Annotated in this window: 7 protein-coding genes; 5 read left to right on the top strand and 2 right to left on the bottom strand. The window is 69.0% G+C overall.

Annotation, left to right across the window (positions count from 1 at the left end; genetic code table 11):
- Positions 1–62: 62 nt before the first annotated feature.
- From ACTZQ5_RS12475 to ACTZQ5_RS12490, 4 genes are all read left to right on the top strand, one after another.
- On the top strand, positions 63–3,542 hold the full coding sequence (locus tag ACTZQ5_RS12475; RefSeq protein ID WP_443585511.1) for a malectin domain-containing carbohydrate-binding protein: 3,480 nt from the start codon (positions 63–65) through the stop codon (positions 3,540–3,542).
- A gap of 107 nt (positions 3,543–3,649) precedes the next feature.
- The gene (locus ACTZQ5_RS12480) at positions 3,650–6,310 is read left to right on the top strand and encodes a TonB-dependent receptor (RefSeq protein WP_443585512.1); all 2,661 of its coding nucleotides are present in this window, start codon (positions 3,650–3,652) and stop codon (positions 6,308–6,310) included.
- On the top strand, positions 6,310–7,581 hold the full coding sequence (locus ACTZQ5_RS12485; RefSeq protein ID WP_443585513.1) for an alpha/beta hydrolase family protein: 1,272 nt from the start codon (positions 6,310–6,312) through the stop codon (positions 7,579–7,581). The genes ACTZQ5_RS12480 and ACTZQ5_RS12485 overlap by 1 nt, the downstream gene beginning before the upstream one ends.
- Complete coding sequence (locus ACTZQ5_RS12490; protein ID WP_443585514.1) at positions 7,581–10,247, top strand: glycoside hydrolase family 2 TIM barrel-domain containing protein; 2,667 nt, start codon at positions 7,581–7,583, stop codon at positions 10,245–10,247. Before ACTZQ5_RS12485 ends, ACTZQ5_RS12490 begins: the two co-directional genes overlap by 1 nt.
- Before the next feature lie 52 nt (positions 10,248–10,299).
- Here the strand turns inward: ACTZQ5_RS12490 and ACTZQ5_RS12495 are convergent, their stop codons facing one another.
- Entirely contained in the window at positions 10,300–11,133 is an 834-nt protein-coding gene (locus ACTZQ5_RS12495; protein WP_443585515.1) for an amidohydrolase family protein, read from the bottom strand.
- A gap of 4 nt (positions 11,134–11,137) precedes the next feature.
- Positions 11,138–11,851 carry a GntR family transcriptional regulator gene (locus tag ACTZQ5_RS12500; RefSeq protein WP_443585516.1) on the bottom strand — a complete coding sequence of 238 codons (714 nt, stop codon included), beginning with the start codon at positions 11,849–11,851 and terminating at the stop codon, positions 11,138–11,140.
- Between the two features lie 58 nt (positions 11,852–11,909).
- Between ACTZQ5_RS12500 and ACTZQ5_RS12505 the strand changes: the two genes are divergently transcribed.
- Positions 11,910–13,046: a mandelate racemase/muconate lactonizing enzyme family protein gene (locus ACTZQ5_RS12505; RefSeq protein WP_443585517.1), complete on the top strand. Its 1,137-nt coding sequence runs from the start codon at positions 11,910–11,912 to the stop codon at positions 13,044–13,046.
- The last annotated feature ends 7 nt before the right edge of the window (positions 13,047–13,053 follow it).

Below are 13,053 nucleotides of genomic sequence, written 5' to 3' on the forward strand. Positions count from 1 at the left end.
CCCGATTTGCCAAGGGCTTAACGCCGTTGCCATATCAAAGGCAACCTGCGAGATATCAGTGCATGAGAGGATTCATCACGCTGCTCGCCCTGCTGTCGGTCTGGACGGGAGCCGCGTCGGCAGCACCGCGTGACGATCGGATCATCGCCGGGACGTGGCGATCGACGCTGTTCGAACGCGATGCGCCCGCCGGGCTGGAACGGCGGGACATCGACGACAGCCGCTGGGCGAGCGTGCGCGTGCCGCACAACTGGCAGGGGTATGCCTATGACCGGCAGGTGGTGAAGGGCGCGCGGCACGGCACCGCCTGGTATCGCACGCACCTGACGCTGGCCGCCCGCCGCGGCGACGAACGGGTGGCGCTGCGGTTCGAAGGGGTGAACAGCTATGCGATCGTGTGGCTCAACGGCCGGCCGGTCGGGCGGCACGGCGGCGGCCTGACCAGCTTCGAGGTCGACGTGACCGACGCGATGCGGGGCGGCGACAATCTGCTCGCGGTGCGCGTCGACAACCCGGCGGGGATCACCGACCTGCCGTGGGTGTCGGGCGACGACCAGGCGGACGGCGGCTGCTGCGAAGGCTCGCAGCCCTTCGGTATCTTTCGCCCCGTCCACGTGGTGCGCAGCGCCGCGGTGCGGGTGCGGCCGTTCGGCGTCTACGCCTGGGGGCGGCTCGGCGCGGTGACCGCCGATGCCGCGCGGCTGACGCTGCGGATGGAGGTGGAGAACCGCGCCGCTGCGCCGCGACAGGTAACCGTCGTCGGGCAGATGGTCGATCCCGCCGGTCGTGTCGTCGCCGAACAGCGCGCCGACGTCACGCTCGCGCCCGGTACGGCGCAAACGCTGGAGAGCGCGCTGCCGCCGATCGTCCGGCCGCGATTGTGGTCGCCGGCCAGCCCGACGCTCTATACGCTGCGCGCGCGGATCATCGCGGAAGGGCGCGTGATCGACGAGCAATCGACACCCTATGGCATCCGCGAGGTCGAGGTGCGCAAGGATGCCGCGGGCGAGCGGCGCCTGTTCGTCAACGGCCAGCCCTTCGCAGTGCGCGGCGTCGGCGAATATGAGCATCTGCTCGGCAGCTCGCACGCCTTCTCGCCCGCACAGATCGCCGCGCGGCTGGGGCAGGTGAAGGCGGCAGGCTTCAACGCCTTCCGCGACGCGCACTACCCGCACAACCTGCGCTACGGCGAACGGATCGCACAGGACGGCCTGTTGTGGTGGCCGCAGTTCAGCTCGCACCTGTGGATGGACAATCCCGCATTCCGCGCCAACTTCAAGGCGCTGGTCGCCGACTGGGTGCGCGAGCGGCGCAACAATCCGGCAGTGTTCCTCTGGGGCCTCCAGAACGAAAGCCGCTTGCCCGCCGCCTTTGCCGCCGAGGCGATGGCGGTGATCCGCGCGCTCGATCCGACCGCATCGGTGCAGCGGCTGGTGACGACCTGCAACGGCGGCGAGGGCACCGACTGGAACGTGCCGCAGAACTGGTCCGGCACCTATGGCGGCGACCCCAACCTCTATGCCGACGAGGTGGTGAAGCAGGCGCTGGTCGGCGAATATGGCGCGTGGCGCACGCTGGAACTGCACGCCGAGGCCGATGCCAAGGACCCCGGCTTCACCGAGGACCGCATGGCTGCGCTGATGCAGACGAAGGCCCGCCTTGCCGACAGCGTCGCCGATCGCAGCGTCGGCCAGTTCCACTGGCTGCTCGCGACGCACGAGAATCCCGGCCGGCCGATGCGCGGCGACGGCACGCAGATCTGGGATGGCCTGCGCGAACTCGACCATGTCGGCCCCGCCAACAACAAGGGGCTGATGACCCTGTGGGGCGAGCCGCTCGACGTCTATTACATGTTCCGCGCGCGGCAGGTGCCGGCGCGTGTCGCGCCGATGGCCTATATCGTCTCGCACACCTGGCCGGACCGCTGGGCGACGCCCGGCGTGCGATCGGGGATCGAGGTCTATTCGAACTGCGACACGGTCGAACTGTTCAACGACGCGGCGCGCCGCCTTTCGCTCGGGCGGCGGCAGCGGGATCGCGAACAGCGCTTCCGCTGGGACGGCGTGCCGGTCCGCTACGACACGCTGGCGGCGACCTGCCTGATCCATGGCAAGGTCGCGGCGAGCGACAGCATCACCCTGCCGCTGCTGCCGCCGGCACCGGACGCCAAGACGGCGAGCGGCCCGGCGCTGACCGGGGGGGCGGCCGGGCTCACCTACCTCTACCGCGTCAATGCCGGCGGCCCGGCGCTGACCGATGCCGCCGGCCAGCATTGGGCGGCCGATCGACATTGGACACAGGGCGCGCGCTGGGGCTGGACCAGCTGGGCGGATGCCTATCCGGAGCTCGATCCCGCGCTCGGCAGCCGCCGCAAGACCTTCGACGCGATCGCCGGCACCGACAGCCCGGCGCTGTTCCAGACCTATCGCTACGGACGTGAGGCGCTGCGCTACCGCTTCACGGTGCCCAAGGGGCGCTACCGGGTCGAACTGTATTTCGTCGAGCCCTGGTACGGCCGCGCCGGGATCGACGCGCGCGGCTGGCGCCGGTTCGACGTGGCGATCGACGGGCGGACGGTGCTGCGCGATCTCGACATCTTCGCCGAGGCGGGCTTCGACACCGCGCTTCGCAAGGTGGTGAGCGTGACGTCGACCGGCGGCGAGATGGAGGTGAGCTTCCCGCGGATCGACGCCGGGCAGGCGGTGCTTGCCGCCATCGCCATCGCCGCGGAGCCGGGCTCGGGTGCGCAGGCGATCCCCGCCGATGCCGCCAGCGATCTGGTCGCGCCGCTCGCCGGCGCGGTCGTGATCCGCACGTACATCGACAATGGCGATGCGGTGCCGGTGCGCGGGGCAGCGCGGTGGACCCGGTTGCCGCATGCCTGGCTGGATGCCGACATGCTGACGAGCGCTGCCGCCGGTAGCGTCCGCGCGCGGGTGCCGGTGATCGCCGCACTGATGCTGGATGCGGGTGCCGCGGTGCCGGCCGGCTGGCATGACGCCGGGGACGCGGCGGCGCTGGCGGCGAACGGCGGCGTGACGCCGGTCCGCCTCGCGACGCGCAGCATCGCCGCCGGTGCCACGCTGGCGATACCGGCGGGCGCCGCGATGCTGGTCAGGCGTGACCTCGTCTCGCCCTATGCGCCTGGCCAGTTCAGCTTCGCCCGCGATGCCGGGCTGAAGGAGGCCGAGGCGGCGACGCTGACCGGGGCGACGGTGGCCACCCAGCTGAAGGGCTATGGCGGGCAGGGCTATGTCGCCACCGGGCAGGGGCCGGCGACGATCGGCTGGAGCGTCCAGACCGATGTCGCCGGGCAGCACCGCTTCCGCCTGCGCTATTGGGCGATGGCGGCGGGCAAGGCGGAGCTGCGCCTGCAGGATGCCAGCGGCTTCGTCACCGCACGCCTGCCCGTCGCCTTCGTTGGGGCAAGCGGGTGGCAGGAGGTGACGGTCGCAACCCCTGGCATGATCAACGCCGGCACCTATCGCCTGACGCTGGCGACCGACGCGCCCGTCGCCATCGACTCGCTGCGTGTGGACTGACCGGAAACGCCGGTTGGCCTGACATTATCGTTGACTGAGATATCAAGAATGTTCATTGATATCCCGATAATCGGCCGGCCGTACGGGTCGTGTCAGGAGAGAGGTCGATGACGAGCAAGTTGCAGCTTCTGGTGTCGGTGGGCGCGGTGGCGCTGTTCGCGAGCACCGCGCAGGCGCAGGACACCCCGGCGTCCAGCACCGCGGCCCAGACCGATCCGGCGCAGAAGGCGCTGGCCGGCGGCGCGGCGGGAACGCAGGCTGCGGCGGGCGATCCGGAGCCCGATGGCGATATCGTCGTCACCGGCCTGCGCGCGACCTTGCAAAATGCCGCCAACCTCAAGCGCAATTCCAACCAGATCCAGGATTCGATCGTCGCCGAGGATATCGGCAAGCTGCCCGACACCAACATCGCCGAGACGCTGCAGCGCATTCCCGGCGTGCAGATCTCCCGCAACACCCGCGGCGAGGGCAACAGCTATGTCGTCCACGGATTGAAGCAGGTGCTGACCACGGTCAACGGCCGCCAGCTGTTCACCACCACCAACCGCAGCGCCAATCTGCTCGATTTCTCGTCGGACATCCTGTCCGGCCTGGATGTCTACAAGACCGCCACCTCCGACCAGATAGAGGGCGGGCTGGGCGGCCTCATCAACATCCACACCGCGCGCCCGTTCGACTTCAAGGGGCCGCATTTCGCGCTCACCGCGTCGGGCAATTACAGCGACTTCCAGGATCGCGCCTCGCCGCGCATCTCGGGCGTGGTCAGCAATCGCTGGGATACGCCGGTGGGCGAGGTCGGCCTGCTGTTCGGCGGCCAGTTCGAACGCGTCTATTCGGCGGGCTATCAGGTGTCGACCAACGCCTATGCCGACAATCGCAATCTCTACGACCGCGATGGCGACGGCGTGTTCCCCAACGACGCCGGCGACACGGTGACGCTGCCGAGCCAGGTGCGCCCGCGCTACGAAACGGGCAACCGGGTCCGCTCGACCGCCTATGGCGCGGTGCAGTGGAAGCCCTCGTCGAACCTGGAGGTCCACGGCGACCTGACCTACAGCTATTCGGGCGGCCGCAGCTATACGCAGCAACTGTCGGTGCAGACCGACGGCGCGACGGGCGTCGGGCCGTTCACCTTCAAACAGGCGCCCAACAGCAACATCCCGGACCAATATACGCTCGCCAATGCGCTGGTCCGCTCCTCGACCGGCGCGTCGGACAACCCCTATCACAACCTCTCCGCGTCGCTCGGCTTCAACTGGTCGGCGGGCGCCTTCTCGCTCGCTGGCGAGGCGGCCTATATGAAGAGCGAAGGGCCGTTCTATTCGCGCAGCGTCGTGATCCAGACGCGGGCGCCGCGCGCGACGGTCGACCTGTCGGGCTCGACGCCGATCGTCGGGGTAACCGGCGTCGATCTCGCCAACCCCGCCTCCTATACCGGCGCGGTCAGCTATTCCGACCTCGGCCAGCAGAGCCTCGGGCGCGAACCCTCGTTCCGGCTCGACGGCAAGTACGAACTGACCGGCGGGCCGATCACCGCGCTGCTGGTCGGCGCGCGCTATGCGCATCACACCGTCATCAACGACGTCTACAGCATCAGCCGCACGGTGACGCTGGCGCAGCCGCTCGGTGCGGTGACGCAGCTGACGCCCGACGACCTGTTCACCAACAAGGACGTGCCGATCAACCAGTGGGTGCAGATCCAGAACAGCTTTTTGGAGGACATGCATCGCACCCGCTACCTCGTCGGCGCGACCTATGGCGATCCCGCCTATCCGCTGAACAACCATTACGAATATCGCGAAGCGGTGTGGGCGGGCTATGCGCAGGCGCAATTCGCCTTCGATCTTGGCCTGCCGATCGACGGCAACGTCGGCCTGCGCTACGTCTCCACGCGCAACAGGCAGGCGGTCTATGCGCAGACCGGCTCCACCTTCACGCCGGTGCAGGGCAGCACGACCTACGACAACTGGCTCCCCAGCGTGAACGTCCGTGCCAAGCTGACGCCCGACCTGTTCCTGCGCCTCGCCTATTCGAAGGCGATCACCCGGCCGGAATTCGGCAACCTGTCACCCGCGCTGGTGCTCAACGTCCAGTCGCAGACCGGCAGCGGCGGCAACCCGAACCTGTCGCCGACCAGGGCGGATCAGTATGACGCCTCGCTGGAATATTATTACGGCCGATCGAATTACGCGGCGGTCGCGGCGTTCCAGAAGGACGTCACCGGCTTTACGCAGAAGTTCGCGGTGACCGAGCAGATCGACGGCCTGCCGTACCAGATCACCCGGCCGCGCAACACCGGCGCGGGCACGATCAAGGGCGTGGAGGTCACGCTGCAACAGTTCTTCGACTTCCTGCCCGGCCTGCTCAGCGGGTTCGGCGTGCAGGGCAATTACACCCACGTCTACAGCTCGTTGCCGGTCGTCGGACAGCCGGTGCAGGTGCCGGCCGATCTCCTGTCGAAGGACGCCTACAACATCACCGGCATCTACGAAAAGGGACCGGTATCGCTGCACGCCTCGTACAACTGGCGCTCGCGCAGCGTGCAGACCAACTTCGCCGATACGGCCGGGCGGACCTTGTGGAACGCGCCGCAGGAATCGCTCGATTTCTCGGCGACGTACAATCTCAACGAGCATGTCGCGATCAAGTTCGATGCGGTGAACCTGTCGTCGGCCTATCAGGTGCAATATTACGGCACGCCCGATATTCCGACGCTGTCGAACCAGCTCGATCGCAGCTACCAGCTCGGCTTCCACCTCAACTTCTGATGCGGATCGGCGCCGCGCTTCTCGCTTTCGTGCTCGCGCTCGCCGCCCCGGCGGCGGCGCAGCTCGACGGCAATCGCGACGAGGCGAAGGTACCGGCCTATACGCTGCCCGATCCGCTGGTGATGGCGGACGGGCGGCGGGTGACGAGTGCCGCGATGTGGCGGCAGGAGCGGCGGCCGGAACTGCTCGCCGCCTTCACGCACGCGATCTACGGGGTCAGCCCGCCGCCGCCGCGGCACATGCGGTTCCGCGTCACCGACGAGGATCGCGCCGCGCTCGGCGGCCTGGCGGTCCGCCGCCAGGTGAGGGTGCTGCTCGACGGGACCGAACAGGGGCCGCAAATCGCCGTGCTGCTCTACCTGCCGGCGCAGGCCAGGGGGCGGGTGCCGGTGTTCGTCGCTCCCAATTTCCACGGCAACCAGGCGGTGAACGCCGACCCTGCGATCCGCATCACCCACAATTGGGTGACGCCGGCGACCGGCATCGCCAAGGGCAGCGCCTCGGCGGCCTCGCGCGGCATCGACGCGGCCGAATGGCCGGTGGCGACGCTGCTCCGCGCAGGCTATGGCGTCGCCACCTATTTCACCGGCGACCTCTATGCCGACGAGCGCGGCAAGTTCGCCGAAAGCATCCAGCCCTGGTACCGCACCGCCTTCGGCGCGCCCGACCGCTGGGGCGCGATCGCCACCTGGGCTTGGGGGCTGAGCCGCGTCGCCGACTATCTCGCCACCGATCCACACGTCGACGCGCGGCGGATGATCGTCATCGGCCATTCGCGCTACGGCAAGGCGGCATTGTGGGCGGGGGCGAACGACACCCGCTTCGCCGCGGTGATCGCCAACGATTCGGGCGAGGGCGGCGCCTCGCTGTACCGCCGCCGCTTCGGCGAGACGATCCGGGTGATGAACGATTACTGGTTCGCCCCCGTCTTCAAGACCTATGCCGAGCGTGAGGCGGAGTTGCCGGTCGATGCGCACGAACTGGTCGCGCTGATCGCGCCGCGCCCGGTCTTCATCGCCAGCGCCAGCGACGACTGGTGGTCCGATCCCCGCGGCGAATTCCTTGCCGCCAAATGCGCCGACCCGGTCTATCGCCTGCTCGGCGTCGGCGGCCTCGATGCCGCGGCGATGCCGCCGCCCGACCGGCCGGTGCTCTCGCGCATCGCCTATCACCTGCGCACCGGCCCGCACGGCATCACCGATCGGGATTGGGCGAGCTACATCGCCTTTGCCGACCGCTACCTCCCGCATCATCCCGAAGGAACGCCGTGATGGCCCACAACCGCAACCGGATCGCAGGCGTGGCGCTGGCGCTCGCATCGCTGCTGGCGAGCACGGCGGGCGCCGACCGGCGCGAGACGGCGCTGGCGGGCGGCTGGCGCTTCCACCTCGGCGATCCAGGCCCGGCGACCGCCGAGCCGCGCTTCGACGACGAGGGCTGGCAACGGGTGGCGGTGCCGCATACCTGGAACAGGCTGGGCAATTACGGCGTCACCCGCCGCAAGGATGCCAACACCGTGCGCGGCATCGGCTGGTACCGCCTGCGCTTCGCCGCGCCTCAGATGGCCGCGGGCGAGCGGCTCTATCTCCAGTTCGACGCGGCGAGCATCGTCGCCGACGTGTGGCTCAACGGCGTCCGGCTCGGGCGGCACGAAGGCGCCTTTTCCCGCTTCCGCTTCGATGCGACCGAGGCGCTGAAGGCCGGCGGCGACAACGTGCTCGCCGTGCGCGTCGACAATTCCAAGCCCGACGCGGGCAGCGCGACGCGCTACGTCGTGCCGATCTCCGGCGACTTCTTCATGTATGGCGGCCTCTACCGGCCGGCGAGCATGATCGTCGTCGGGCCGCAGCATATCGACCTCGCCGACATGGGCAGCGCCGGCATCTACGAACGCACGATAGCGCTCGATGCCGCCCGCGCGAGCGTGAGCGCGCGGACCTTGCTGCGCAACGATGCCGCGCGGCCTGCGCCGGTGACGCTGCGCACCACCATCGCCGATGCGAGCGGGCGACAGGTCGCGCGCGACGAGCGCCGAGTGTCGCTGCCCGCATCGGGCGGCGCCGAGGCGACCGCCAGCCTGACGATCGCCAATCCGCGCCGCTGGAACGGCCGCGCCGATCCCTACCTCTATCGCACCACGGTGGAGGTGATCGGCGCCGACGGCCGGCTGCTCGACCGGGCCAGCGAACCGCTCGGCCTGCGCGAGATGGCGTTCGACGCGGCGCGCGGTTTCCTGCTCAACGGCAAGCCGCTGCCGCTGCACGGCGTCACCCGCCACCAGGATCGGCAGGACAAGGGCTGGGCGCTCGCCGATGCCGATCACGCGCAGGACATGGCGATCATCGAAGAGATGGGCGCCAATGCCGTGCGCCTGTCGCACTACAACCATGCCAAGCCCTTCTACGACCTCGCCGATCGCGACGGCATGGTGCTGTGGGCGGAACTGGGGCTGGTCAATCTCGCCGCGCTGCCCGGCGAGCGCGACGCGCGGCCGGAGATGGTCGCCAGCGCGAAGCAGCAATTGTCCGAACTGATCCGCCAGAACTACAACCACCCGTCGGTGGCGGTCTGGTCGATCGGCAACGAAATCACCAACTGGACGAGCAAGGGGCTCACCCCCTCCAACGCCCGCCCGTTGATGACCACGCTCGACCGGCTGGCGCATGCCGAGGATCCGACCCGCGCGACGACGATCGCGGTCTGCTGCGAGCCGCTGCCCGGCCAGCCCGACACGGGCGTCGACCGCACCTCCGGCACCGCCGACACCGTCGCCTACAATCTGTACTTGGGCTGGTACGGATCGGGCCATGCCGAGGAGGCGGCGACGCTCGGCACTGTGTTGAGCGGGCTGCATCGCGAACGCCCGAAGCTGCCGATTGCGGTCGGCGAATATGGCGCGGGCGGCGCCACCTCGCAGCACACCGACAATCCCTTCGGCGGCCGGATCGAAAGCATCTACCGCCCGCAGCCCGAAGAGGTGCAGAGCGCCGTCCACGCACTGTCGTGGCGCGGCATCGCGCCGCTCGGCTTCCTGTGGGGCAGCTTCATCTGGCAGATGTTTGACGCCACCAGCGACCTGCGCGAGGAGGGCGACAGCAGCGATATCAACACCAAGGGCCTCGTCACCTTCGACCGCGCGACGCGCAAGGACGCCTTCTACTTCTACAAGGCGGCGTGGAACCCGGCGCCGATGATCCACCTCACCGGCAAGCGCTACGTCGACCGCGCCTATCCGGTGATCGACGTGACCGCCTACAGCAATGCCGCCGCCGCCGACCTGTCGCTCGACGGCCGTCGGATCGGCAGCGCCGCCTGCGTCGACCGGATCTGCCGCTGGCCGGGCGTGCGCCTGCACCGCGGCAGCAACCGCCTGTCGGTCAGCGCCACCGTCAACGGCAAGGCGATCGGCGATGCGGCGACCGTGGCCTATGCCGGCCCGGCGCGGGCGCTGCACGTCCGCACCGGTTCGCTGACCGGCGTCACGCTGGCGGACGGCACGCGCTATGGCTCCGACACCTTCTTCGACGGCGGCACCGGATCGACGCTCAATCCGTTCCAGCGCGAATTGTATGCGGCGGGCGGCGGCACCGCCAAGGCGCGCAAGATCGTGACCGGCACCGACCGCGCCGACCTCTACGCCAGCTGGCGCGCCGGTGCTGCCTTCTCCTACGCGCTGCCGTTGCCCGACGGGCGCTATCGCGTGCGGCTGCACCTGTTCGAGCCGGACAAGGCCGGCGCGCATCGCTTTGCGGCCGGTATCGCCGGCGGCACGCAGCGCGACGGCATCGACGTGGCTTCACTGGCCGGAGGCGTGCTGAAGGCGACCACCGTCGATCTCACCGGTCCGGCGCGGAACGGCGTGCTGCGGCTCGATTTCCGCGGGCAGGGGGGCGAGGCGATCGTCTCGGCGATCGACGTCGAGCCTCTGCGCGACTGACAGCCACGCCGTTGGTGTGCAGCCTTTCGGGCTGCGCGTTCAACTCACCGGATCATGCTGCGTCGACGTCATAGAAGCGCCGCGCGGCGCCTTCGAACAGGCTGGCCGCAGCATCGCCGGTCAGGCCGGTCAGCGCCTGCGCCGTCGCGATCCAGTCGGTGTAGCGATCGCCGGCATGCCGCAGCACCGGCCAGTCGCTGCCCCACATCAGCCGGTCGCCGAAACAGCTGACGAGGTGCGCGACATAGGGGGCGAGTTCGTCTGCCGCCTGTCCCTGCGCCTGCTCGGTGCGCAGACCCGAAAGCTTGCAATGCACCTGCGGCAGCGCCGCCACCGCCGCCATATCGTTGCGCCACGGATCGAGCGTCCCGTCCGCCGCGGCGGGCTTGGCGCCATGATCGATGACGATCGGCAGGTCGGGCCAGCGCGTCGCGAAGGCGTGCAGGACCGGAAGGTGCCGCGGCTGGATCAGCGCATCGAAACGCAGGCCATGCTCGATCATCGCGGCGATGACCGGATCGAGCGCCCGGTCGAGGATCCAGTCGGTATCCGCGATCCCCTGCAACATCGGCCTGAGCCCACGCAGCCGTGGATTGCGCGCCAGCGTGGCGATGCGGTCGGGCGCCTGCGGACTGGTGAAGTCGACCCAGCCGACGACACCAGCGACCAGCGCGTCGTTCGCCGCGTCGGCGAGCAGCCAGTCGGTATCGCGATCGTCGGGCTGCGACTGCACCAGGATCACGCCGGCAAGGTCGACGTCGCGCGCCTCCGCCCGCAGGTCGTCGAGCGCGAAGTCGCAGTGGATCAGCGGCCAATCGGCGTCCGGCCATTGGTGCCCCGGCGCATCGATCCGCCAGACGTGGACATGCGAATCGAATACCCGCATCGCGTCAGAACATCCCCAGGATGCGCTGTAGCGCGTTCTGGAAATGCGTCACGATCGCCGCCTCGGTAGCGTCGGCATCGCGCGCCGCCGCCGCTTCGAGGATGTCGAGATGCTCGCGCAGCGTGCGCAGCGCCAGCGGTTGCGTCATCAGCCGATCGAGGCGGATCAGCGTCAGGTAATTGTTGAGGCGCCGCGCCGTCGTCTCGACCAGTGGGTTGCGCAGGCTGGCGATCATGCCGGCGTGCAGCCGCTCCTCCAGCCGGCCGAGCTGCGCCTGGATCTCGGCATCGAAGCTCCCCTGCTCGATGCGGGTCATCAGCGTGCGATGCTCGTCGATCATCGCCGCGACATCGGCCGCGTCGCCGGTCTCGGCAAAGGCGCGCGCGGCGGGCCGTTCGATGAAGGCGCGAAACTGATAGGTGCTGCGGGCAAGCTCCAGATCCGGCTTCAGGAACTGGATGCCCGAGCGCGGGTGGATGGTCAGCACCCCCTCCGCCTCCAGCACGCGAAGCGCATCGCGCAGCGGCTGCACGGGAATGTCGAGCAGGTTGACCAGCTCGTTCTGCGACACGAACGCGCCCGCGGGGACGGTGCGGTCGAACAATCCCTCCAGGACCTTGCGATACGCGATATCGCTCAGCCGGACCGTTTCGGGGACGGTGCCGCTGCGGGTATCGACGGCCGAAGATTGCGCTTGCACCACTTTTCCACCTGCCATATCTACAAATTTGACTGATATATCAAATTCGTCATCTGGGAAGAGTGTACCGCCGATCATGCGTATAGTCGACTTCCGAATCACGCGCTTCCAGTTCCTGCGCGACCGCGTGATCGGCGATAGCCAGGTCCGCGCCGACGACGTCCACGTCGCCGCGCTCGAACTGGTCGGAGAGGATGGCAGCACGGGATTGGGCTTCGTCCAGAGCCTGTTCCATCCGCTGCCCGCCGAGGCGGAGATGATGCACTGCTTCGCCACCGAAGTATGGCCGGGGCTGGAGGGCGATCTCGCCGGTGCGGCGGCGCATCGCGTGTCGCGGCCGCGCGGCGGCAATATCCGCCGGCTGTCGATGCCGTTCGAGGAGGCGCTGCAACAGGCGGTGTGGGATCTGTTCGCCAAGTCGGTCGGCCAGCCGCTGTGGCGTCTGCTCGGCGCGCGACGGGAGCGGGTGCGCGCCTATGCGAGCGGGCTCGACTTCCATCTCAGCGATCACGATTTCGGCGAATTGTTCGGCATCGCGGCATCGCAGGGCTTCACCGCGTTCAAGATCAAGGTCGGGCATCCCGACCTCGATCGCGACATCCACCGGCTCGATCTGCTGAAACAGGCAGTCGGCGACACGGCGCTGGTGATGGTCGATGCCAACGAGGCGTGGAGCCCCAAGCAGACGATCGCCAACCTCGATGCCTTCCGCCGCGCCGGGCACCCGATCTTCTGGGTCGAGGACCCGGTGCTGCGCCACGATTTCGACGGCCTGCGCATCCTGCGGGAGACGGCGGGGCCGACGCTCGTCAACTCGGGCGAATATCTCGACGCCTCGGGCAAGCGCTCGCTGATGCAGGCCGGCGCGACCGACATGCTGAACGTCCACGGCCATGTCACCGACGTGATGCGGATCGGCTGGCTGGCCGCCGACATGGGCGTGCCGGTGTCGCTGGGCAACAGCTTCCTCGAGATCGGCGTCAACATGGCACTCGCCCTGCCGGAGGTCGACTGGCTGGAATACAGCTATCAGAATTTCGACCATCTGGTGGAGACGACCTATCGCATGGAGGATGGCTTCATCTGGGGTTCGGACACGCCCGGCCATGGCCTGGTGCTGGCGGACACGGCGCGGCGCGATTGGCACCAGCCGACGCTCGTCGCGCGCGACGCCCTCGGCGCGGCGCCGCAGCCGCCGCGGCTGACCCGCTGACATGGAC

The sequence above is a fragment of the Sphingomonas cellulosilytica genome (assembly GCF_052321755.1).
Classification (GTDB): Bacteria; Pseudomonadota; Alphaproteobacteria; order Sphingomonadales; family Sphingomonadaceae; genus Sphingomonas.